We start from the raw sequence: 22,904 nt of genomic DNA, 5'->3' as shown, positions 1-22,904 counted from the left end.
CTCCCCCCGCTCCGCCACCGGCACCTGCTCCTGCGCCCTCGAGCGCCGAGCAAAATCTCGCCGAAATGGCCCAGCGGCTGGAAGCTGCCCTGCGCCGCCCCGCCGGCGAAACGATTGCGCCTCCGGTTGCGCCGGAGCCGGTGCCCACTCCCCCGCGCGCCGCCCGCAGCGAGCCACCGGCCCCGCCCGCAAAGCCGGCCGTGGAAAAGACCAGCTTTGAAAACCTCGAAGACGAGATGGCCTCACTGCTCGGCCGTCCGAAGCCGTCTTCGTGAGGCTGCCGGCCCTCCCGCGTAGAGTTCTTTTCCTTTCTGTCCTGGTTGGCGCGGCCTCGCTCGCGATGCCGGCGCATGCCCAGGACATCAGCATCAATCTCGGCGGCGGCGCGGGTGGCGGTGGCGTCACCGAGCGCGCGATCCAGCTGATCGCGCTGCTGACGGTGCTGTCGATCGCGCCGTCGATCCTGATCATGATGACGTCGTTCACGCGTATCGTGGTGGTGCTGTCGCTGCTGCGCACCGCGTTGGGCACCGCCACCGCCCCGCCGAACTCGGTGATCATTGCGCTGGCGATGTTCCTCACCTTCTTCGTGATGGGGCCGGTGCTGCAAAAGTCCTACGACGACGGCATCCGTCCGCTCGTCGCCAACCAGATCGGCGTCGAGGATGCGCTCCAGCGCGCCTCCGTCCCCTTGCGCGGCTTCATGCAGAAGAACGTGCGCGAGAAGGACCTCAAGCTGTTCCTGGACCTGTCCGGCGAGGCGCCGCCGGCCACCCCCGACGATCTCGCCTTGCGCATCCTCGTCCCCGCCTTCATGATCTCCGAATTGAAGCGCGCCTTCGAGATCGGCTTTTTGCTGTTCCTCCCCTTCCTCATCATCGACCTCGTCGTCGCCTCGGTGCTGATGTCGATGGGCATGATGATGCTGCCGCCAGCGACGATCTCGCTGCCGTTCAAGCTGATCTTCTTCGTGCTGGTCGACGGCTGGTCGCTGGTGGCGGGGAGCCTGGTGCAGAGCTACGGGGGATGAAGAGCATGCAGGCGACATCATCGACGCCCCCTCCGCTCTGAATGATAACTCCCGACCTCTCCCCGTCATTGCGAGGAGCCCTTGCGACGAAGCAATCCAGACTCTTTCCGCGGAGAGACTCTGGATTGCTTCGCTGCGCTCGCAATGACGCGGGCAGAGCCGTCTCGGGCCACGCTTGGCGCGGCAGCCGCTTCCTAACGCGTCATCTTGATCTGCCGCACGACGGGAATCGTCGGCAGCGAGCCGGTGTGGTCGGATTCGTCCTTGGCCTGCGATGCGCCGGGTGCGCGGGCGGTGGCGTCGGGGAAGCGCTGCTTCATCTCGCGCAGGAAGCCGTCCAGCGTATCGACGCTGGCGGCCAGCTTGGCGATCTCGGCGAATTCGGCGCTGGAGGCTGCGGCCGGCTTGCTGGCGATGTCGAAGGCGAGCCGGTCGGCGCTCTCGCTCATCAGCGGCGCATATTTCTCGCGGAAACGCGACAGGCCGATCGAATCGTCGGCGAGCGCGTAGCCGACGGCGGCGCGGATGATGTCGCTCTTCTCGACCGCATTGAGCGGCTTGAAGTCGCGGAAGCGCTCGCCGTAATAGAGCTCGATCTGCTCGGCGGACTCGCGCCAGCGCCGCGCGGCCCAGAAGATGTCGGAGCGGAGGCGTAGCACTTCGCGCCCGGAGACGTTGGAGATGATGTCGAGCGCGAGATCGTGACGGCCCACGTCGCTCTGCGCGCGCGCCTCCAGGAGCAGGCGCTGCTGCCGGAGCTCGCCGGAGAGATCGCTGATGCGGCTCGCGCGCAGCGCGGTGATGGCCATGTCGGGCTTGCGGTTGGCGAGATAGATCATGGACAGGCGCGCGGCGACCTGGGCGCGCGCAGCGCCTTCGAGGCGGTGATCGACCTGGTATTGCAGGAGCTCGGCGGCCTGATCGAGCAGGTCGATCGAGGCGAGACGATCGGCGAGACGGCGGATCAGCTCGTCGCCGCGCCGGCCGATCGGCGTCAGCTCGCGGAACTCGTAGAACATCCCGAGCGCCTCGACGGGCGGCAGCTCGTCGCCCTTCGGGCCGAGGAATAACTGCGTGAACAGCTCGGAGGCGAGATCCTGCGCCTGACGCGAGGCTTCGGCGTTCGGCTGGAGCCTCGTCGCGGTGCGCGCGGCGGTGAGCGCATCCCGGTAGCGCCCGCTTTCGGCATACATCCGCGACAGCATCTGGAGCGTCTTGACTTCGACCGCGTCGCCGCGCCACGTCATCGACAGCGTCTCCAGCTCGCGCAGCGCCTCTTCCTTGCCGATCTCGTCGCGCTTTTGACGCAGCGCGATCTCGAGCTGCTTGGCCTCGGCCGCCGCCGGCCGGTCGCTCGAGGCGACCGCGAGCTTGTAGTCGTCGAGCGCATCCTTGTCGTGGCCGAGCGCCTCGGCGAGCCGGCCGCGCAGCACGGCGAAGCCGGGCGCAGCCTCGGGCGGGACACCGACCACCTCGAGCTCGCTGCGGCGCTTGGAGGCGCCGGCATAGTCCTTGACCTCGAGCGAGGCGCGCATCGCGTCCATGGTCACGATGCGCTGGATGTCGAGCGGCAGCGAGGCGATGGCGAATTCGACATTCTTGAACTTTTCGCGCGCGTCCGCCCATTTGCCCTGCCGCGCATAGGCGAGCGCCTTCCACAGCTGGGAATCGTGGCTGTTGCCGATCACGGGATTGGCGAGGTCCTTCAGGCCCTGCGCCGGCCGGCCGATCAGGATGCTCGCGATCGCATGCATGATCAGCGCACCGCTCTCCTCCTTGTTGAGCGGATCGCTCAGCATGAGGTCGGTCACGGCCTTGGCCTCGTGATACATGGCACGCGACATGTAGAACTGCGCGAGGTCGAGCCGCGGCAGCGAACGCAGCGCAGGCTCGACGGCCGAGATCGCCGCTATCAGTTCGCTCTGGCGCGCCATGAAGTTTTCCGACTGGCCCTTGCGCCAGCCCTCGGGGCTGAAGACCGGGCGCACCGCGGTCGGCGCCCGCTCGGCCGAGATGTCGACCGGCGACAGCGTCAATCCGCCCTTCTTGCCGAGGATCACCTTTTCGGCGCCGACCTCGACACCGACCTCGTCGGAGTTCGGCCGGATCGCGATGCCGTGCGCGGATTCCAGCAACGAAAGATCGACGAGATCCTGCCGCTTGATGAAGCCGCGCACCGGCCGCTGCGCAGTGACGACATAGAGCGCATCACCGGCATCGGGATCGGTGAGCTTGTGCAGGAGGCCGGGATTGGCGAAGGGGATCGCGATATTGGCAAGCGCGGGGTCGGTGATGTTGCGCGATATCATCAGCGGCAGCGGCGTCGCCTGGATCTTGTCGGCGAGCGTCAACAGCCAGTTGGTCTCCTTGCCGACCTCCTCGCTCGCCAGCGAGTAGACCAGCGGTCGGGTGAGACGGATGCGCACCGCCTGACCCTTGTCGAGCGGCATGCGGCCGACCTCGCCGATCATCGCGCCGCCCCTGCTGCGGATCGCCTCGACATCGATCGGCTTCGGCGTATCGAACACCAGCCAGACGGTGTCGCCGCGGCGGAACGCCGCCGCAGGCGTTGCGACCTGAATCGGGAACGTGACGCGCAGGCCGTCGCTGTCGCGGCGCACATCGACGCTGGCGGCGGTCTGTTGCGGCGCCACCGGCACCTCGACGGACGCAGCCCTGGCGGCCTCCTTGACCGGCTGCTTCGCGGCCTCCGTCGGCACTTCGGCCGGCGCCGGCTTGGCAGGTGCGGCCGCAGCTTCGGGAGCGGGCGACACGGGCTTTGCAGCGTCCTTGGAGACTTCCGGAGCACGCGCAGCCTCGGCCGCGGGAGCGGCAGCCGGCTTCGGCGCTTGGGCGGGCGACATCGTGGCGGGCGCCTCCGGCTTGACGTCGATCTTGGCTTCGCGCGCAATCGGTTCGGAGGTCGGCGGCACGATCTCGCGGAGGGCCTCCTTCTCGGCGGCCGGAATGACCGGCGCAGGCATTGGCGCCGGTGCCTGAGGGGCAGGCTTCATCTGCGCGATCGACGCCGCGGGTGTCGTCGCCACTTTGCCCTTGTCGGGCTGGAAGGCGACGTCGACGACGTAGTTCTTCTCGTCGCGGAACGAATGCACGTCTGAATCGCCGATCAGCGCGATCTCGACACTGGTCTGGTCGATGTCGGCCTTCTGCTTGATCGAGGCGACGTTCGGCGGCGCCGCCACCACCGCGTCCGCCAGGTCGAAATTGAGATTGGCGTTGAAGACGAGCGTGAGCTTCTGCTCGTTGAGCACGGAGGAGACGCCAACACCGTCGGGCATCTCGAACACGAAGCGCACGAAGGTCGGCTGCACGGAGGCACGCACGCGGATCTGCGGACGCTTCTTCGCCTCCGCGGCGGCACGCTGGGCGCGCAGCGCGCGCTCGGCCACGCGTGCGCGTTCGGCGAGCTCCTTGACCACGTCCATGGGCAGGCTCGGCGGCGGTCCCTTCCAGCCCTCGGGCAGCAGATCGACGAAGGTGCGCTCGCCGGCGTTCATGGTGTTGACGGTGACGCGCCGCGCCAGCGACAGGCGAATGGCGCCGCCATCGGGATCGCGGCGGGCGGAGTTGACGTAATCGGGCGCGCCTTCCGGAATCCTGTCGACGGGAACGTCGACCGGCCGGTCGAAACGGATCACGAGAATGGAGCCTGCGGTCGTGACCTCGGAGGGAACGTCCTCGCCGAGCTTGATCACCAGACGGGCGAAGCCGCCACCGGCCGAAAAGCTCGCCTCGCCGCGGATCGGATCGGCCGCCCACGCAGGCGCGCCGAGGCCGATCGGCAGGCAGATCGCCACGACGGCCGCCTTGCGGACATGACGCGATAGCCCCCGCGCCAATGCGCGGGCTCGCGACACAAACCCAGCGGCAGCTTCTCGCGCCATTGGCGGCATTTCTTCCGGTTCGGCGGTCATGCCGGCACTGCGCCGGCCCTGCCTTCGAATGTAGGTTTTGGCAATTAAGGACTTCTTAAGTATGAGCCCTCAATTCGGCTTTTGCGTCGGCTTGCCGTCGATCTTGGGAAGATCGCCGGCCGAGGCGGACTGATCGCCGCCGCCGTTGGCGCGACGCGCCATCTCGACCGTCAGCTTCTCCGCAGCTTCCGGCGACATCAGCCCCATGATGTCCGACATCTTTCGCGGCGCGATGGCCGAGGCGATCTCGATCAGCACGCCCATCTCGAGCCGGTCGAACACCCGCGCGGCGTCCTTGGGCTTCATGCCCTCGTACATGGTCACGAGGCCCTTCATGCGCTGGGCTTCGGCGGCCTTCTGCTCGGCCTGCGTCGCGGAGATGCGGGTTTCCACCGCCTTCATCTCCTCGACCTTGTTCTCGATGCGCTTCTCGGCCGACTTCAGCAGGCTTTCGCGGATGTCGATCTCGCGTTGGCGGGCCTCGATCTCCTGCCGCCGCGCCTGCAAACGTTCCAGGATCGCGCGCTCCGAGGCCGAGACCTGCGGCTGGCCTTCCTCGATCTTGACGACGGTGCCACCTTCCATCTTGGTCTCGGGCGCGGCGGGCTTCGGCGGCTCCTTCGGCGCACCATGGGTCGATCCGGTGATATCGAGGTCCTCGCGACCGGTCGGGAAATTCAGGTTCTCCTCGGCCCAGGACTTCTTGGTCTGGTTCGGCTTGTAGTCGAAGACATAGCCGCCGTTGATCGCGAGGCCCGCCACCTTCAGCGTGGCAAGGCCTGCGACGGCGACCAGGACGACCGGAATGACGCGGATGTTACGAAAGGACTTCATGCCCGGGCTTTATGCGGCAATGCCGTTGGATCGTCGGCGTTCGGAGAAGGCTTCGGCCGCAGCGGCGACCGCCTTCGCCGACGAAGGCTTGGCCGCGGACGGGGCAACCGTCTCCGGATTGGTCATGGGACGCGCGGCGATCGCGATCTTGGACAGGCGCCGCACCACGTTGTCGGCCTCGCCGAGCTGCTTGTAGAGCTGGTCCGACATCTGCGTCGCCGCGGCGAGCTGGCTGCCGAGGTTCTCGTTGACGTCGCGCACGGCCAGCTTCAGCCCGCCGATCGCGCGCTCTGCGATCTCGGTCGCGGTGATCAGCTCGCCGATGACGGCCTTCAGCGAATGCTCGTCCGCCTTGAGCCGCGTCAGCCGCTTGTTGAGCATGACGCAGTAGACGATCGTCAGCATCAGCAGGATAGCCACCAGCGACTCGATCGCCATTCCCAGGGAGTGGTTCATGGGGCCTCCATCATCTTGTTCTGCTCGTCCACCTTCTCGAACATCGCAAGTGTCGTACTTGGCTTGCGCAAGGGTTTCGTCACGCGGATCGCGACGCGGTCGCCGACCCGGCCCATCCGCCCCTCGGTCAGCGTGACGTCGCCGCAGCGCACGGTGACGTTGGCGTCGGCGCGCATGTCGAGCGGCAGCGTGTCGCCGACCTTGAGCCGCATCAGCTGCTTGAGCGGAATGTCGGCCTCGTAGAGCACCGCATCGACGGCGATCTCGGCCTGCACGATCTCGGTGGCGAAATGGCCTTCCCACACCGGGTCTCGGCCGAATTTCTCGCCCATGAACATCTGGAGCAGGACGCCCCGGATCGGCTCGATGGTCGCGTAAGGCAGCAACAGCTCGATGTTGCCGCCGCGGTCTTCCATGTCGATGCGCAGGCGGACCAGGATCGCGGCGTTGGCGGGACGGCTGATCGCGGCGAAGCGCGGATTGGTCTCGAGCCGGTCGATCGTGAACGTCACCGGGGACAGCGGCCGAAACGCCTGCTCGGCGTCGGACAGCACCACCTCGACCAGCCGCTTGACCAGCTCGGTCTCGATCGTGGTGTAGGGCCGGCCCTCGATGCGCAGCTGGCTCGTGCCGCGGCGGCCGCCGAGCAGCACGTCGATCATCGAATAGATCAGGTTGGAATCGACCGTCGCCATGCCGAAGTTCTCCCACTCCTCGGCCTTGAAGACGGTGAGGACGGCGGGCAGCGGGATCGAGTTCATGTAGTCGCCGAAACGCACCGAGGTGATGCGGTCGAGCGAGACTTCGACGTTGTCAGAGGTGAAATTGCGCAAGGACGTCGTCATCAGCCGCACCAGGCGGTCGAAGACGATTTCGAGCATCGGCAGACGCTCGTAAGAGACCATCGCCGAATCGATGATCGCGCGGATGCCGGAATGATCGTCGAGCGTGACGTCGCCGACGGTGAAGCCGAGGAGATTGTCGATCTCCTCCTGCGACAGCACCCGCTCGCCGGAGTTCTTGCCGCTTCCGAGATCGCGGCTGCCGTCCTCGACCATGGCCGCCCATTGCAGGGCCATGGTCTCCGATAGCTCGTTCTCGGCGGCAGCCTTCGCGGCCTCGGCGGGATCCTCGGAATCGAGCGAGGCCTCCCACTGGGCGGCAATTGCATCCTGGTCGACTTGGTCGTTGCCCGCCATGATCCCTAGCCCGTCATGCTCACTGGACCACGACTTCCTTGAACAGCACCGCGCTGACCTGGACCGGGGCGACCGCCGCGTTGACGCGCTTGGTCAGCTCCTCCTTGAGGCGGAAGATGCCGGCGGAACCATTGAGGTCGGAGGGGCGCAGCTCGCGCACATAGGTCTGGAAGATGTCGGTGACGCGCGGCATCGTCGGCTTGATCGCCTCGATCTGCTTCTCCTCCTTCAGCTCCAGCACGATCTTCAGGCGCAGATATTGCACGCGCTCGCCGGGCGCGCCGGCGAGGTTGACCATCAGGTCGGGGACGTCGACGAAGGCCGGCGGCTTCGGCGGAGGCGCTGCCTCGGCATGATGCTCGTCGGGGCCATGACGGAAGAAGAAGAACCAGGTCGCAGCGCCGCCGCCGAGGACGGCGAGCGCGCCGACGACCATGATGATGAGCTTGAGCTTGTTCTTCGGCGGAGCGGCCTCTGCGCCATCGCTGGCTGCGCCGCCTTCCTCATTCTCTGCCATGCTTGCCGCGCTCGTTCATCTCTCAAAGGGGTCGAAAGAGCGAAGCCTCCTGGCAGGCAGTGACGCGGTACGAATGCCCCAGCGCAATGCGCTCCTCTGGTGCGCAAACGCTACGGTAATAATGGTTAACGGAATCTTTCGATTGGGCCTGCGCTAGGAAAAATCTGCCGGGCAAACATGGCTAACAGAACCTTTCTGCCGCCCTCCCGCGCCCTTCCAAAATACGCAACCCATTGAATTTATGCGGAATTTCGGATTGGCACGGCTTTCGCTGAGAGAGGGCCGAGACCCCATGGTTTGGGAGAACCGGAAGGTCTCGTTCACGAGGTCGGCCAAGGCGCTTGGGAGAGCGAAATGGCGGATCTCACTCAGGGGAGATTTCCGATGCAGAACGCGCTTCTGATCGGCTTGTCACGGCAGATGACGTTGGAACGGCAGATGGACGTCATCGCCAACAACGTCGCCAATGCCAACACCAACGGCTTCAAGGCCGACCATTCGCTGTTCGAGGAGTTCCTCAACTCGAACGCGCGTCACGACAATTTCATCGGTCGCGACCGGCGGGTCTCTTATGTGCAGGACCGCGGCACCTTCCGCGACGTCGGCCAGGGGCCGATGGAAGCGACCAACAACCCGCTGGACATGGCGATCGACGGCACCGCCTATTTCGCGGTGCAGGCCAATGGCGGCGAGCGCTACACCCGCGACGGCAAATTCTCGATCAACAGCACCGGCCAGCTCGTCACGTCAGACGGCAACCTCGTGCTCGGCGCCGCCGGTCCGATCACGTTCCAGCCGACCGATCACGACATCAACGTCGCACCCGACGGCACCGTCACGGTGCTGGAGGGCACGGCAAGGAACGACTCGATCCGTGGCAAGATCCGCATGGTCTCGTTCGACGATCCGGCCAGGCTGACCAAGCTCGGCGCCAATCTCTATGACGCGGGCTCCGCCGTCCCGCAGGCCGACACCAAGTCGAGCATCCGCCAGGGCTATGTCGAGAAGTCGAACGTGAACGCGGTCGGCGAGATGAGCCGCATGGTCGAAGTCATGCGCAGCTACAGCGCCATCGCCAACCTGCTCCAGCAGCAGAGCGACCTCCACAAATCGGCGATCGACAAGCTCGCCGACGTTCCGGCTTGATTGAGGGAGAACTGACATGCAGGCGCTTCACACCGCGGCGACCGGAATGGCGGCACAGGAACTCAACGTTCAGGTGATCTCCAACAACATCGCGAACCTCCGCACCACCGGCTTCAAGAAGCAGACCGCGGCATTCCAGGACCTGATCTACGAGCACGTCCGCCGCGTCGGCGCCCAGTCGTCGGACCAGGGCACCATCCTGCCGGTCGGCGTCGACATCGGCGGCGGCGTCAAGACCGTCGGCACGCCACGCAGCATGACGCAGGGAACGCTGTCGCAGACCGGCAACGACCTCGACCTCGCAATCTCGGGCGATGGCTTCTTCAAGATCCTGATGCCCGACGGCACCTACCAGTACACCCGCGACGGCACCTTCCAGATGGACAATCAGGGTCGCGTCGTCACCGCGCAGGGCAACCCGGTACAGCCGACCATCACCATTCCGAACAACGCCTCGGGGATCTCCGTCAGCGAGCAGGGCCAGGTCTCGGTGACGCTGCCGGGTTCATCGACCTCGTCGATCGTCGGCCAGATCGGCGTCACGCGCTTCATCAACAAGGCGGGCCTTCAGCCCGTTGGCAACAACCAGTTCATCGAGACCCCCTCCTCCGGCGCGCCGCAGGACGGCACCGCCAACGCCGAGGGTTACGGCAAGATCACGCAGGGCAGCCTGGAGCAGGCCAATATCGACGTCGTCTCGGAGATGAGCGACCTGATCGCCGCGCAGCGCGCTTACGAGATGAACGCCAAGGTGATCAGCGCCGCCGACCAGATGATGCAGTCGACCACGGCGCTGTTCCGCTGAGGTGATGAAGATGATCCGCATCACGCTCGCCTCGATCTCCACGCTTCTCTTGCTGGCGCTGCCGGCAATGGCCGCCGACGAATTCATCGCCTCGCCGACGCTGCGCGCGAGCGTCACCGTGACCTCGGACGTGGTGCGGGTCGGCGATCTCATCGACAACGCCGGCTCTGCCGCGTTGATCCCGGTCTATCGCTCGCCCGATCTCGGCACCACCGGCACGCTGACGGTCGGCCAGGTGTTGCAGGTGCTGCGCGCGAAGCAGGTGATCGGCGTCATGACCGGCGACATCAAGGAAGTTCAGGTCACCCGCCTCGCCCGCACGCTCGCGAGCAAGGACCTCGAGAACGCCGTCGCCGCCGCGCTCGAGCGCCGTTTCGGCCTCGGCGAGGCCGCCAACATCACGGTCACCTTCGACCGCGGTATTGCCGACATGCGGCTGGACGCTTCCAACACCGGCGCGCTCCAGCCGGTCGCAACCCGCTACGACGCGCGCAGCGGCCGCTTCGACATCGCCTTCGAGATCAGCAACGACAGCAATCCGGCGCCGACCAAGCTCCGCTTCACCGGCACCGCGATCGAGACGGTGGAGGTGGCCGTGCTGACGCGCGACATCGACCGCACCGAGCTGCTGAAATCCTCCGACCTCTCGCTGGAGCGCCGGCCGAAGGCCGAGGTCACCGGCGAGCCCGCCTCGCGCGACCGTACCCTCGGCATGCAACTGCGCCGGCCGATGCGCGCCGGAACTCCCATCCGCGTCGCCGACATCGTCAAGCCCGACTTCGTGGTACGCGATCAGGCCGTCACCATCATCTACCAGGTGCCCGGCCTCTATCTCACCACGCGCGGCAAGGCGGTCGAGAGCGGCGCCGAGGGCGACAGCATCAGCGTGCTCAATCTGCAATCCAAGCGCACGCTGACCGGTGTCGTCACCGGCCGCGGCCAGGTGACGGTCCAGGGCGCGAGCCAGTCCGCACCGATGGCGCCCGCAGTCGAGCAGACCTCGTCCGTCAAGCGTGACGACGTGCCCGCGGCCGCAGCCTTGGCGCAGAGCCTGGTCCAGCCGCCCGCGTCCGCCGCCCAGATCGCCCAAGCCCAGATCACCCAAGCCCAGCTTCCGCAAGTTCGCCTCTCGCAAGCTCCAGCCAAGTCAGAGTAGATCATGTCCCCGTTCAGTTCGGCTTCCCGTCTTCGTCGCATCGCGATCTCTGCCCTGCTGCTTGCGACCTGCGCATTGGCGAGCGGCTGCTCCTCGATCGACCGCCTGTCGCAGATCGGCGAGCAGCCGAAGCTGTCGGCGATCGACAATCCGACGACGCAGCCCGGCTACAAGCCGGTGCAGATGCCGATGCCAAAGCCGGAAGTCGCCTCCTACAATCCGAACTCGCTGTGGCGCAACGGCAGCCGCGCCTTCTTCAAGGACCAGCGCGCCCGCCAGGTCGGCGATCTCCTGACCGTGGCCGTGAACATCACGGACAAGGCCAACATCGAGAACGACACCTCTCGCAGCCGCAGCAACAAGGAAGATTCCGGGATCACCGACTTCATCGGCTCCCAGACCATCACCCAGGCCAACAAGATCCTGCCCGGCCGCATCCTGACGGCCGACTCGACCTCGTCGAGCGAGGGCAAGGGCAGCGTCGACCGCAAGGAAGCCTTGCAGACCAACGTCGCCGCCGTGGTGACCCAGGTGCTGCCGAACGGCAATCTCGTGGTCGAAGGCAAGCAGGAGATACGCGTCAACTTCGAAATTCGCGAGCTGATCGTGGCCGGCATCGTGCGTCCCGAGGACATCCAGAGCGACAACACCATCGACTCCACGAAGATCGCCCAGGCCCGCATCGCCTATGGTGGCCGCGGCCAGATCACCGACGTGCAGCAGCCGCGCTACGGCCAGCAAGTGATGGACGTGCTGCTGCCCTTCTAGTCCTCTTCCGAGCTCCCACATCGTGTTCGCGAACCTAGGCGCGAACGACGATGTACTACGCGGCCTCCGGTAGCTCCCCTGCCGGAGGCCGCATGTATTTTACCTCTAACGCCAAAGACATGCTGCGAGCTGCGGCTCAATATCCGCGATCATCGCGAAGCCGCTGCCTCAACGCTCCGGTGGCGAAACTCACGTAAACTCCGCCTCCACCACTCCCAGCCCGTCCAGCTCCATCCGCACCTTGTCGCCGGCTTTCAGCCACAGCGTCTTGACCAGGCTGCCGGTCAGCACGAGCTGCCCCGCATGCAGGCCCTTGCCCTCGGCGGCGAGATGATTGGCGAGCCAGGCGAGCGCGTTATGGGGATGGCCGAGCACGTCGGCGCCAGTGCCCTGGCTGACCTCCTCGCCGTTGATGAGGGCGCGGCCCTTGACCGCCCTCAGATCCGGCACCGACGAGCGCGGCACCGAAGGTCCCAGCACGCAGCCGGCGGCGAAGAAATCGTCGGCGATCAGCGTCGGTGCGCCCATCGCCTCCCACTTCACGTAGCGGTCGTCGACGATCTCGATCGCGGGATGGTAGGCCTCGACGGCCTCGCCGACCCATTCGGCGGTGAACGGCGCCTCGCCCGCGGCAAGGTCCCGCTTCAGCCGCACCGCGATCTCGCATTCGACGCCGACGCGGACATAGTTCGAGGCAGCAAGCTTCGCGCCGCTGTCGTGCACGCCCTTCTGGAACACGCCGCCGGCGCAGGGATGCGGGATGCCGATATAGTCCTGCATCACCTGGCTGGTGCAGCCGATCTTGTAACCGACCAGTGGTCCGACATGTGGCAGCAGCAGGTCATGCAGCGCGCGCTGGACCTGATAGCCCTCGGCTTCATCGGCGGGCGGGCGCTCCAGCGCCGCAAGCGGCGCATGGTTGCGGCGCGCCAACGCGATCGCCTTTGCGGCTGCGAGAATATTGTCCATCGGCGCCGCCTCCCACGCTACGCAATCGAATGCGGCACTTCAGCATCCCCGCCCGGGCGTGACAAGCCACGGGCAACTTCACGCCTTGACCAGGCCGAGCCGGATCAGGCTCTCGGCGGTCGCAAGGATCGCCTCGTGGTTGGAACGGGGCTGCCAGCCGAGCAGCGACCTCGCCTTGGCGCTGGTGGAATGCCGCACCCTGCCGAGCATCGGAATGACCGCACGCAGCAGGGGAATCCGGGTCGCGGCCAGCCGCACCAGCCAGTCGGGGGCCTGAAGCCGCGGAACCCGGCGTGCGGAAGGCCCGAGTTCCCGCCGCAGCACGTTGGCGATATCGAGGATAGACATCGTTTCCCCGGAGACCGCGATGAAGCGCTCGCCCTTGGCCTCTGGCGCCGTCATCGCCCGCAGGTGGAGATCGGCGACATCGCGCACGTCGACCACGCCGAAATAGACCCGCGGCACCGCCGGCATGGCGCCGTCGAGCAGCGTTTTGACGATCTCGATCGAGCCGGAGAAGTCCGGCCCCAGCACGGGACCAAAAATCCCGGCGGGATTGACCACGGACAGTTCAAGGCCACCCCCCTCACGCGCGATGAACTCCCAGGCTGCCCGCTCGGCCAGCGTCTTCGACTTGATGTAGGGCTGCACGTCGGAACCATCGAGATTGGTCCAGTCGGTCTCGTCGAACGGCTTTTCACGCGGCTGATGGCCGTAGCCAATCGCGCCCAGCGACGAGGTGATGACGACGCGCCTGACGCCGGCCTCGCGTGCGGCGCGCAGTACCCTCAGCGTGCCGTCGCGGGCCGGGACGATCATCTCGTTCTCGTCCTTGGGCACGCTGGTCGACAGCGGCGAGGCGACGTGCAGGACGTAGTCGCATCCGGCGACCGCCTCGCGCCAGCCCCCGTCTGCCGTGAGGTTCGCCGTGAAGAAGGACACTGTTTCCGGCGAAGCCGCCCCGCCCTCGCGCAACATCGCCAGCACGTCGTCCCGACGATCGGGCCGGCGGACCGTCGTCCGCACGGCATGGCCCGCGGCCAGCAGTTGCAGGACGACGTGAGTGCCGACGAAGCCCGACCCGCCGGTGACCAGAACAGTGCTCATTGCCAGATTCCTCTCGATGCACAGGGGCGATCGGTTCCGCCGCGGCCCTGCTCAAGGCCGCATCTGGTCACTATCTCCAAGGCGACAAGTAGAATGGATTTCGAGACCGGTATGGAAAACCTGACCAGCACCTGCGACGACGACTGCGATTGCAGCCCAGACCCTGCCCTGCTCACCGACTTCAAGCGGGCCATCCACGCCCTCGGCGGCAAGTGGAAACTGGAGATCCTGTTTACGCTGATGAACGGTGCGGTTCGCTTCGGTGCCTTGCGACGATCGATCGGCGGCATCACCCAGCACATGCTGACCACGCAGCTTCGCGAGCTCGAGCAGGATGGCCTCGTGTCGCGCATCGTCCTCGCGGAGAAACCCTTGAGGGTCGAGTACGAGCTGACGGATGCGGCCTACGGCCTCTTGCCGGCGTTTAAGGAAATATTGAGCTGGTCCAGGCTTTATGGGGACGCGCACGCCTCCTGGCGTCGCGGCAGACCTGATTGCAGCGATGCTTGATGCAGCTGGATCGGCGTCTCAACACCCGAGTCGATCCCGTTGACGCGACTCGCGAAATCTTCCCCACCTGAAGTGAAGGCTGTTTCTCATCCGAACTCACGTGAGCTTGGAGGAGTTGAGTCTAGCCCATTGATCGTGATTCATTTTTCGCGATCACGCTCACGCGTTGCCGCGCGGCTGCAAGCGACGGGCAAAATGGTGGTCACGGCGCGAAGCGGCGCCTTGCGTCCAAAAACAAAGAGCCGCAATTCTGCGGCTCGGACTCTATTCGTCGCGATAGACCTTCTCGCGTTTCTCGTGGCGCTCCTGCGCCTCCACCGAGAGCGTCGCGATGGGCCGGGCCTCGAGCCGCTTCAACGAGATCGGCTCCCCGGTGTCCTCGCAATAGCCGTAGGTGTTGTCCTCGATACGCTGGAGCGCGGCGTCGATCTTGGCGATCAACTTGCGCTGGCGGTCGCGGGCGCGGAGTTCGATGGCGCGGTCGGTTTCGGACGATGCCCGATCGGCGAGATCGGGGTGGTTCACGTTCTCCTCCTGCAGGGCCTGCAGGGTGAGCTTGGACTCTTTGAGGATCTCATCCTTCCAGGCGAGGAGCTTCAAGCGGAAGTACTCCTTCTGCCTGTCGTTCATGAAAGGCTCTTTTTCAGTCGGTCGGTAGTTTTTCAACTTTTCCAAAGGACGGCCTATCTGTCTAAGCAACGACTCGCAAACGGAACGGGGTCCGTCGAGCGGGGCGTTATATAGCGGCGTCCTGTGACAGACAATCTTTCCCTCATCGCCCGGGTGCCGCCCCCAAGCCCTTGCACAGGAAGGTTTATCCTGGAGGGACCGGGGGCGGCTGGCGGCTCAATAGCCGACCGTGAAGCGCTGCCTCAGATGGGCGGGCCGCTCGATCTCGTCGGCGAGCGCGATGGCGTAGTCGGCGAAGGTGATCCAGCTCTTGCCGTTCGCATCTGCGAGAAGCTGGTCGGTCCCAAGCCGGAACTTGCCCGTCCGTTCCCCCTCGACGAACAGTGCCGATGGCGAAATGAATGTCCAATTCAGATCCTTTTCCTGCCGCAGCAGGTCGAGGAAGGCCCCTCCTGCCTCCGCTTCGGCCTTGTATGGGGCAGGAAAATTGGGAGTCGTGACCAGCTTCACGCCTGGGGCAACCTCGAGGCTCCCGGCGCCGCCGACCACGAGGTAACGACCGACCCTGGACTCCTTCGCCGCACCGATCAGCTTGAGCGGGTCATTGGCCAGGAAGTGCACGGAACTCACGGCGACGTCGTGGCCGGCCCACAACTTGGCAAGACCGGCCTGGTCGAGCACATCCCCCTTGATCGGCGTGACGTTGGGCAGGACTGCGATCTTGTCGGGGTTCCGGGCGATGGCTGTGACCGCGTGGCCGCGGCGGGACAGTTCCTTGGTGATCTCCGACCCGGCCCGGCCCGAGGCGCCGGCGACTGCGATTTTCATGGAAGGCTCCTTTGCTGCTAAAGTAACTATCAGTTACTAGATATCTCAAAGGACGCTGGTGTTAAGAGAGCACTTTGTGCTTACTTGATTACGCTGGAGTGACCGCCATGCATATTCGCAAGCGACCAGAGACTCTCCGAGGACCGACGATGAAGCCCGACGTTTACGCAGCGAACTGCCCCACCCGCCAGATCCTCGATCGCGTCGGCGACAAATGGGCAGTGCTGATCCTCTTGCTCCTGCGCGAGGAGCCCATGCGCTTCAATCAATTGCGCCGCACGATTGAAGGCATCTCGCAGAAGATGCTGAGTCAGGTTCTCAAGTCGCTCGAACGCGACGGCCTGATCAGGCGCCACGCCATCGCGACCGTACCTGTCACGGTGGAATATTCGATCACGCCGCTCGGGCTGACGCTGGCCGCGGCGGTCGATCCCCTGCGCGATTGGGCCGAGCAGAATCTGAAGGACGTGCTCGCGGCGCAGCGCCGCTACGACGCGCAGCAAAAGGAGGAAGCGGCGTAGATGCTAGGCCTGCCCGGCCTTCGCGAGCTCGACTTCGACGCGCAACTCGATCTCTGAGAGCACGGAATCGAGGCCGGCGTCGCCCGACGAGGATTTGAGGTTCGCCGCGGCATCACGCAGACGCATCACGGTCGAAGCGTCGAGGTTTCCGGACAGCAGTCCCATCTTCAGATCGTCGAGCACGTCGAGCGCGGTCCTGCCGCGGGCGACAGAGCGCTTGCGGCGCTCGACGGGATCCTCTTCGACGCCCTGCAATGCCAGCAGCGCGTCGATGTTGGCGGCGGCCTTCGGTGCGGCAGCGCTGCGCGTCTCCTGCGCCGACGCGGTGTCGGGCAGCGCGAAGGTGCCGGAGCCGGTCCGCCTGGCCTGGCTGGCCGGCGCTCCAAGCGTGGTTCCGTTCGGTCCGTAGATGCGCATCGGAAGGAATCCGGGTGATCGATGCGTCAGCTTCGCCGTTTTATGGTTAACGACGCGTAAACAGCCCGGCAAAATCTGCCGACAGGCGGCAGTTTCGGTCCTCAGGGCGAACGACCGCTGACACCGGTCGAAACAGATTTATTCAACCTATTCAGCGACCTATCCCCGCTCCTCGGATTGGCACAGCGCTCGCAAGGAAAGCGCCGGACCAGCTCGTCATGGGAGTGTCGTGCAGGTCCATCCGATTTGAGGAGCCCATTCTTTGGGGCCTTGGGGAGCAGAGGATGCCAGGCGTTCGTTGGGTGAGGATTGTCGGGGTGGCCTGCGCCGTGCTGTCAGCGCTGGCGCTCTCGGTCACGCCTGCAAGCGCGACATCGCGCATCAAGGATCTCGCCAACATCGAAGGCGTGCGGCAGAACCAGCTCATCGGCTACGGCCTCGTCGTCGGCCTCAACGGCACCGGCGACACGCTCAACAACATCCCCTTCACCAAGCAGTCGCTGCAAGCGATGCTCGAGCGCATGGGCGTCAACATCCGCGGCGCCACCATCCGCACCGGCAACGTCGCGGCCGTGATGGTCACAGGCAACCTGCCGGCCTTCGCCACCCAGGGCACGCGCATGGACGTCACGGTCTCCGCGCTCGGCGATGCCAAGAATCTCCAGGGCGGCACCCTGCTCGTGACCCCCCTGCTCGGCGCCGATGGCAACGTCTATGCGGTGGCGCAGGGCTCGCTCGCGATCTCCGGCTTCCAGGCCGAGGGCGAGGCGGCCAAGATCGTGCGCGGCGTTCCGACCGTGGGACGCATCGCCAACGGCGCCATCATCGAGCGCGAGATCGAGTTCGCGCTCAATCGGCTGCCGAACGTGCGCCTGGCACTGCGCAACCCCGACTTCACCACCGCCAAGCGCATCGCAGCCGCGGTCAACGACTATCTCGGCGTCAAGACCGCCGAGCCGATCGACCCCTCGACGGTGCAGCTGTCGATCCCGCCGGAGTTCAAGGGCAACGTCGTCGCCTTCCTCACCGAGATCGAGCAGCTTCAGGTCGATCCCGATCTCGCCGCCAAGATCATCATCGACGAACGGAGCGGCATCATCGTGATGGGCCGCGACGTCCGCGTCGCCACCGTCGCGGTGGCGCAGGGCAACCTCACGGTGACGATCTCCGAGAGTCCGCAGGTCAGTCAGCCCAACCCGCTCTCGCGCGGCCGCACCGTGGTCGCGCCGCGCAGCAGCGTCACCGTCACCGAGGACGGCAAGAAGCTGGCGCTCGTCAAGGACGGCGTCTCGCTCCAGCAGCTCGTCGACGGTCTCAACGGCCTCGGCATCGGCCCCCGCGACATGATCAGCATCCTCCAGGCGATCAAGGCCGCCGGCGCCATCGAAGCCGACATCGAGGTGATGTGATGCAGACCGGCGCGATCAACACCCCGCGCGGCGCCGGCTCTTCGGCCTTCTCGGTGGAGAGCCGCAACGGCCGGCCGGATTTCGAACTCGCCGCCGCACTCCAAATGGTCTCTCCGCAGCAACAGGCCAAGGCGCAGAAGACCGCCACGGATTTCGAGGCGATGTTCCTCAACAGCATGTTCGCGCAGATGACCTCGGGCCTGAAGGGCGAAGGTCCGTTCGGCGACACCCCCGGCACGGGCGTGTGGCGCTCGATGCTGACCGAGCAATACTCCCAGAACTTCGCCAAGGCCGGCGGCGTCGGCGTCGCCACCGAAGTCTACCGCACCCTCATCCTGCAGCAGGCGAAAACGATCCGCACGGCATAAGGTCAAACGAGATGAACCATTTCAACGCCTCACGTCAGCCGATGCAAGCCCAGCGTACGAACGCCGCACCCGGCAGCGCCGAGGCGCGCAAGCTCGCCGAAGACCTGATGGATGCGATGAACGCCCTGCTCGGACTGATCGAGCGCGAGACCGAGCTCGTTCGCGCCGGCAAGGTCCGCGAGGCGATGACCCTCGAGAGCAGGAAGCAGGAGCTGTCGCGCAACTACGTCGGCGCCGTCAGCCAGTTGAAGGCGAACCAGGCGCAGCTCGCGAAATCCGCGCCGGAGCTGCTCTCGACGCTGCATCGCCACCACGATGCGTTTCGCGCGATGCTCCAGGTCAATCTCACCGTGCTCGCGACCGCGCACGCGGTCTCCGAGAGCGTCGTACGCGGCGTCAACGCCGAGATCCAGAAGCGCAACGTACCGAACACCTATACGGCCGCGGGGCGCCGCGCCGCGCCGGGTCCGCGACACATCACCCCGCTCGCGGTCAGCCGCTCGCTCTGAGCGCGCAGGAACAAGCGACAATTTTACGAGAAGTTGCGCGGCGATGTCGTCGCGCGGTTAGGCACGTTTCCTTACCGGGTCTTCAAACCTGGTGCTCCATGGTTGCGCTATTAGAGGGGTTGGGATTTGACTCACGTGAGGCAACCAGGAGGCTGCCATGAGTACAGATTTCAGCATCAGGCCGGTGGGGATACCGGCCCCCGTGCAGATAGCACCGACGTCCAACGTGGCGGCGAACGAGGCCGTGCAAACTGATCTGCCGGTGAGTCAGACCGTCGCCGCAGCCGATACGAGCGCACCCGTGCGCAATGATTTGCCAAAGCAGGAGAACGTCTCGCGCCAGGTCGTGTTCGACCAGGCAGCCGCGTCCTTCGTCTTCCAGGTCGTCAACGAGAAGACGGACGCGGTGGTCAATCAGTTCCCAGACGAGGCGATGCTGCGCCGGCGGGCCTATTTCCATGCCCTGGACAGGCAATCCGAACCGTCGCGTCCGCTCAGCACGGACGTCAGCGCCTGACGATCGGGCATCGAGCATCGCAACGGCCGGTCGACGTCAGTCGAGCCGGCCGCAAGTTCGATGACGATGTCGTGGATCTGCACCCTCGAACAAATCCGTGAGCGTGAACTTGGTCCGCGGTCGGCAAAACGCTCGACCGCGACGACTCTCCGTCACGGCCGTCCGGACAGACCTGCAGCGATATTGCGGTTGATCTCGATCAGCGGGCGGAAGTGATCGAACTGCGGGCTCATCTGCAGCGCGGCGGTCTGGCTCAGCACGAACACGCTGATGTTGGCGATCTTCTGCCGGACGTCGATCGGCTGCGGATTGGTGTCACGCATCGCCTCGCTCAAGAAGATCGTCCAGAGCTTGCGGTTGAACATCAGGGCCTGCATGGTCTGCTCGCTGAGCGGATCTGCGTTGTTCACGGCGTCCTGAAGCTTGTTGGCGGCCTTGAGCAGAGTCTGCGCCTCGATGTCGCGAGGAGATGCGGTGGTGGTTGCAACACGCGCATAAGCCGAGGCAGCGGAATTCGACATCAATCACACCCTGGAGGTTACCTAGCGCGTTGTAAGCGCTTAAGGATTTCTTTCCCAACCCTAGGCAGCACCGCTTAAGATTTGCTTACGTGTTGTGCTTGGAAGCACTCCGGACAATTACGGGGCGCGGAGCTCTTCGTCACGCAACGCTAGATGCACGCATGCACGATGTAAACTCGCTCAGCGTGATGCGCATCGATCTCAGCTAATCTTGTCTTAGCGATCTCCCTCAAAAGAACGGCGGAGCGTCAGCCCCGCCGCGAAATCTGAAGTAGCGAGCCTGCGCTGCGAGACTATCGCAGCAGCTGCAGCACGCTCTGTTGCGACTGGTTGGCCAGCGACAGCGCGGAGACCGCGATCGACTGGCGCGTCGACAGCGCCTGGCTGTTCGCCGCTTCCTCATTGGTGTCGGCGAGCGTCAGGTTGGACGAACCGGTCTGGAGAACGTTGATCAGGTTCTTGGAGAAGTCCTGACGCACCTGCACGATCGACAGATTCGAGCCGAGCGTCGAACCTTCCGAGCGCAGTGTGCTCGATGCGGCATTGAGGCTGGCCAGCACCTTGTTGGTGGCGCCGTTGTCAATGAAGTCGACGCCGTTGACGAGATTGCTGAGACCGAGGCCCGCCGCATTGAACACCACGCCGTTGATGCTCAACGTGGAGCTGCCGGTCTCGTTGAAGACGAGCTTCAGCGTATCGCCGTTGAGCAGATTGACGCCGTTGAAGGAGGAATCCTGCGACGTCGTGTCGATCTGGGCCAGAATGTTGTTGAACTGGTTGACCAGGTTGGAGCGTGCGGTCTGCGCCACGGGATCCTGGACCGGCGGCTGCGCGGTGGTAAAGGCCAGAACACCGGTGATCGTGCCGCCGACTGCGCCGCCCGCGAGCGTCGAACCGAGCGTCGAGGAGGCGTATTCGTTGACGGTGGTCACCGTGAGCACGCCGTTGGCATCGATCGTCGCCGTCAGGTGGTTGGCCTGCAGCTGCGCGTTGAGCTGGTCCAGCGTCTTGACGGTGCCGTTGGTGCCGTCGCCGAAGGTGACGTTCACCGGCGTGCCGCCGTTGAACGAGGTGAAGGTGAGCGTCTTGCCGCTGATGCCGCCGACGCCGGACGTGCGGGCCGCGGTGAAGGCGGTCGCCGTTCCCGTGTTGCCGCTGAGACCGAATGCGCTGAGCGCGTTGCCGGTGCCGGTGATCGAGAGGTCGGCGTTGACGCCGGTGGAGAGCGCAAGCTGACCGCTGCTGTTGACGGACGACGGGATCTGACCCGAGGAGGTCGACAACGTCGCCGCCCCGTTGAAGATGCTGGCCGTCTTGACGCCGGTCGCAAGGTCGACCGCGTTGAGCAGGTCGGTGAGCGTCGCGCTCTGGATGTAGACGGTTGAGTTGCCGTTGCCGTCCGTGACGATATTGCCGCTGACACCACCCGATGCGACGCTCGCCGCCGATTGCGGCGTCTGCGCGTTCTTGAAGGTGATGGTGTGGCCGTCGATGTTCAGCGTCGAGCCGTCCTGAACGAGGGTCCCGAGCGAACCCGCGGTGGTCGACCGGGCCGCAGAGACGTTGGCATTGCCGGCGCCGGTTGCGGACGTCAGACCGAGCGACTTGAGGAAGTCGGCCTTTCCGGTCACGCTCAGATCTGCGCCGGTCGAGCTCTTCAGCGTGACCTGGCCGCCCGTGATCGACGATGCCACCTGAAGCGTGCCGACGGGACCGGCCGAGCCGCTGACGGAGATGGTCGCGGCGCCGGCGCTGATCGCCGCGCTCTTGACGCCGCTCGCCAGGTCGATCGCGCTCAACAGGTCGTTGACGGTGCCGGTGGGCGCTGCGGCCGTCCCCATGTAGACGGTCGAATTGCCGTTGCCGTCGGTGGCGATGTGGCCGCTGGCATCCAGGCCCCAGCCGGTCGGCTGCGTCGCGGGCGCGGCGCCGGTCCGGAAGGTAATGGTCTTGCCGTTGACGGTGATCGAATCTCCGTCGGCCGGCGAAAAGCCGAGGGTGCTGGCCGCCGTGGTGCCGATCAGCGTCGCGCTGCCGGTCAGGGCAGTGGTGCCGTCGGCCATGGTTGTGGCAACGCCGGTCAAGGTGCCCGCGGTCGAGCCGAGCGATGCACCGAGTGCGGCGGCGGCCGTCACCGGCGTCACGCCACCGGGTGCACCCGTATAGAGCACGTTGCTGTTGGCCGTCGCGCTCGCATAGGAGGTCGTTCCGCGCAGATCGGCGGGCGTCGCCCCGGGAATCGTGGTCGAAACGTTCGACTTGGTGGAGTAGCCGACCGTGGTCTGAAGCGCCTGGTTGGCGATCGATTTCGCGCTGTCGATCAACTTCTGGAGCGAGGTGATGCCCGTGTTGGCGGCCTGGAGCACCTGCACACCGTTGTTGATGCCATCGAGCAGGTTGCTGATGTCGCTCGCCCGGTTGTCCAGCCCCTGCGCCGTGAAGAAGTTGGTGGGATTGTCGAGCGCCGTGTTGACCTTCTTGCCGGTCGACAGCCGCTCCTGCGTCGTGGCCAGCAAATCGGCCGTCGACTGCAGCGACAACAGGTTCTGGCGAACTGACGCCGAGAGAACGATGTTGGACATTGGCGAGACTTCCTCTTGAACCGGATACGAATCGGCCGCGCCGTCGGAAAGCGGGCTTTTGTCCAGTCTTAGAGGCTGTCCTTTAAAGTATGGTTAACGCCGGCTTAAGGGATAGGGTTAATGGCCCGTGAACGCTCCCTGCCTGCTCCCAAACGCCAAAAGAGCGGCGG

The 22,904-nt window shown here is 65.5% G+C and carries 22 protein-coding genes and 2 pseudogenes; 12 read left to right on the top strand and 12 right to left on the bottom strand.

Annotated elements, in window-relative coordinates; translation table 11 throughout:
• Positions 1-275: pseudogene (locus tag AX729_RS12145) on the top strand (flagellar biosynthetic protein FliO); the annotation flags it as partial.
• Positions 272-1,030 (top strand): flagellar type III secretion system pore protein FliP, encoded by a 759-nt coding sequence (gene fliP, locus AX729_RS12140; protein ID WP_061023281.1) that lies wholly within the window; start codon positions 272-274, stop codon positions 1,028-1,030. The pseudogene AX729_RS12145 and the gene fliP, both read left to right, overlap by 4 nt.
• A 194-nt stretch (positions 1,031-1,224) precedes the next feature.
• Here fliP and AX729_RS12135 read toward each other — a convergent pair whose 3' ends face one another.
• The 5 genes from AX729_RS12135 to fliL all read right to left on the bottom strand — a co-directional run bounded on the left by AX729_RS12135 (position 1,225) and on the right by fliL (position 7,971).
• Complete coding sequence (locus AX729_RS12135; protein ID WP_061023289.1) at positions 1,225-4,935, bottom strand: tetratricopeptide repeat protein; 3,711 nt, start codon at positions 4,933-4,935, stop codon at positions 1,225-1,227.
• 99 nt (positions 4,936-5,034) lie between these two features.
• Positions 5,035-5,799: a MotE family protein gene (locus AX729_RS12130; protein WP_061023279.1), complete on the bottom strand. Its 765-nt coding sequence runs from the start codon at positions 5,797-5,799 to the stop codon at positions 5,035-5,037.
• A gap of 9 nt (positions 5,800-5,808) precedes the next feature.
• Entirely contained in the window at positions 5,809-6,255 is a 447-nt protein-coding gene (locus tag AX729_RS12125) for a DUF6468 domain-containing protein (RefSeq protein ID WP_061023277.1), read from the bottom strand.
• Positions 6,252-7,454 (bottom strand): flagellar motor switch protein FliM, encoded by a 1,203-nt coding sequence (fliM, locus tag AX729_RS12120; RefSeq protein ID WP_061023276.1) that lies wholly within the window; start codon positions 7,452-7,454, stop codon positions 6,252-6,254. The genes AX729_RS12125 and fliM overlap by 4 nt, the downstream gene beginning before the upstream one ends.
• A 19-nt stretch (positions 7,455-7,473) precedes the next feature.
• Positions 7,474-7,971 (bottom strand): flagellar basal body-associated protein FliL, encoded by a 498-nt coding sequence (gene fliL, locus AX729_RS12115; RefSeq protein ID WP_061023274.1) that lies wholly within the window; start codon positions 7,969-7,971, stop codon positions 7,474-7,476.
• Between the two features lie 384 nt (positions 7,972-8,355).
• Here fliL and flgF point away from each other — a divergent pair, with 384 nt between their 5' ends.
• The 4 genes from flgF to flgH are packed head-to-tail and all read left to right on the top strand — an operon-like array spanning position 8,356 to position 11,846.
• The gene (gene flgF, locus AX729_RS12110; protein ID WP_061023272.1) at positions 8,356-9,117 is read left to right on the top strand and encodes a flagellar basal-body rod protein FlgF; all 762 of its coding nucleotides are present in this window, start codon (positions 8,356-8,358) and stop codon (positions 9,115-9,117) included.
• Between the two features lie 16 nt (positions 9,118-9,133).
• On the top strand, positions 9,134-9,922 hold the full coding sequence (gene flgG / locus AX729_RS12105; protein ID WP_061023270.1) for a flagellar basal-body rod protein FlgG: 789 nt from the start codon (positions 9,134-9,136) through the stop codon (positions 9,920-9,922).
• A 10-nt stretch (positions 9,923-9,932) separates the two neighbouring features.
• Positions 9,933-11,078 (top strand): flagellar basal body P-ring formation chaperone FlgA, encoded by a 1,146-nt coding sequence (gene flgA / locus AX729_RS12100; protein WP_061023287.1) that lies wholly within the window; start codon positions 9,933-9,935, stop codon positions 11,076-11,078.
• Positions 11,079-11,081: 3 nt separating this feature from the next.
• Entirely contained in the window at positions 11,082-11,846 is a 765-nt protein-coding gene (flgH, locus tag AX729_RS12095; protein ID WP_061023268.1) for a flagellar basal body L-ring protein FlgH, read from the top strand.
• Between the two features lie 189 nt (positions 11,847-12,035).
• Here the strand turns inward: flgH and AX729_RS12090 are convergent, their stop codons facing one another.
• Together AX729_RS12090 and AX729_RS12085 are read right to left on the bottom strand one after the other, a co-directional pair.
• Positions 12,036-12,815, bottom strand: a complete 780-nt coding sequence (locus tag AX729_RS12090; protein WP_061023267.1) for a 2-keto-4-pentenoate hydratase — start codon at positions 12,813-12,815, stop codon at positions 12,036-12,038.
• A gap of 78 nt (positions 12,816-12,893) precedes the next feature.
• Positions 12,894-13,922 (bottom strand): SDR family oxidoreductase, encoded by a 1,029-nt coding sequence (locus AX729_RS12085; RefSeq protein WP_061023265.1) that lies wholly within the window; start codon positions 13,920-13,922, stop codon positions 12,894-12,896.
• A 93-nt stretch (positions 13,923-14,015) separates the two neighbouring features.
• Between AX729_RS12085 and AX729_RS12080 the strand changes: the two are divergent.
• Positions 14,016-14,416: pseudogene (locus AX729_RS12080) on the top strand (winged helix-turn-helix transcriptional regulator).
• A gap of 280 nt (positions 14,417-14,696) precedes the next feature.
• Here the strand turns inward: AX729_RS12080 and dksA are convergent.
• Positions 14,697-15,062, bottom strand: a complete 366-nt coding sequence (gene dksA / locus AX729_RS12075) for an RNA polymerase-binding protein DksA (protein ID WP_008554760.1) — start codon at positions 15,060-15,062, stop codon at positions 14,697-14,699.
• Positions 15,063-15,278: 216 nt separating this feature from the next.
• On the bottom strand, positions 15,279-15,890 hold the full coding sequence (locus tag AX729_RS12070; RefSeq protein ID WP_061023264.1) for an NAD(P)-dependent oxidoreductase: 612 nt from the start codon (positions 15,888-15,890) through the stop codon (positions 15,279-15,281).
• 149 nt (positions 15,891-16,039) lie between these two features.
• On the opposite strand from AX729_RS12070, the gene AX729_RS12065 reads away from it, so the two are divergent.
• Positions 16,040-16,411: a winged helix-turn-helix transcriptional regulator gene (locus tag AX729_RS12065; protein WP_061023262.1), complete on the top strand. Its 372-nt coding sequence runs from the start codon at positions 16,040-16,042 to the stop codon at positions 16,409-16,411.
• 3 nt (positions 16,412-16,414) lie between these two features.
• Here AX729_RS12065 and AX729_RS12060 read toward each other — a convergent pair whose 3' ends face one another.
• The gene (locus tag AX729_RS12060; RefSeq protein WP_061023260.1) at positions 16,415-16,828 is read right to left on the bottom strand and encodes a flagellar assembly protein FliX; all 414 of its coding nucleotides are present in this window, start codon (positions 16,826-16,828) and stop codon (positions 16,415-16,417) included.
• 284 nt (positions 16,829-17,112) lie between these two features.
• Here AX729_RS12060 and AX729_RS12055 point away from each other — a divergent pair, with 284 nt between their 5' ends.
• The 4 genes from AX729_RS12055 to AX729_RS12040 all read left to right on the top strand — a co-directional run bounded on the left by AX729_RS12055 (position 17,113) and on the right by AX729_RS12040 (position 19,631).
• Complete coding sequence (locus AX729_RS12055; RefSeq protein WP_061023258.1) at positions 17,113-18,237, top strand: flagellar basal body P-ring protein FlgI; 1,125 nt, start codon at positions 17,113-17,115, stop codon at positions 18,235-18,237.
• The gene (flgJ, locus tag AX729_RS12050) at positions 18,237-18,605 is read left to right on the top strand and encodes a flagellar assembly peptidoglycan hydrolase FlgJ (protein ID WP_061023256.1); all 369 of its coding nucleotides are present in this window, start codon (positions 18,237-18,239) and stop codon (positions 18,603-18,605) included. Before AX729_RS12055 ends, flgJ begins: the two co-directional genes overlap by 1 nt.
• Positions 18,606-18,616: 11 nt before the next feature.
• Complete coding sequence (locus AX729_RS12045) at positions 18,617-19,114, top strand: hypothetical protein (protein ID WP_061023254.1); 498 nt, start codon at positions 18,617-18,619, stop codon at positions 19,112-19,114.
• A 157-nt stretch (positions 19,115-19,271) separates the two neighbouring features.
• Positions 19,272-19,631: a hypothetical protein gene (locus AX729_RS12040; protein ID WP_061023252.1), complete on the top strand. Its 360-nt coding sequence runs from the start codon at positions 19,272-19,274 to the stop codon at positions 19,629-19,631.
• A gap of 152 nt (positions 19,632-19,783) precedes the next feature.
• Here AX729_RS12040 and flaF read toward each other — a convergent pair whose 3' ends face one another.
• Complete coding sequence (gene flaF / locus AX729_RS12035) at positions 19,784-20,152, bottom strand: flagellar biosynthesis regulator FlaF (protein ID WP_028181463.1); 369 nt, start codon at positions 20,150-20,152, stop codon at positions 19,784-19,786.
• Positions 20,153-20,445: 293 nt separating this feature from the next.
• Positions 20,446-22,734, bottom strand: a complete 2,289-nt coding sequence (locus tag AX729_RS12030) for a DUF1522 domain-containing protein (protein WP_061023249.1) — start codon at positions 22,732-22,734, stop codon at positions 20,446-20,448.
• Positions 22,735-22,904 lie beyond the last annotated feature (170 nt).

The organism is Bradyrhizobium sp. CCH5-F6 (assembly GCF_001556045.1).
Classification (GTDB): domain Bacteria; phylum Pseudomonadota; class Alphaproteobacteria; order Rhizobiales; family Xanthobacteraceae; genus Bradyrhizobium.
This window is presented reverse-complemented; position numbering and strand designations above follow the sequence as displayed.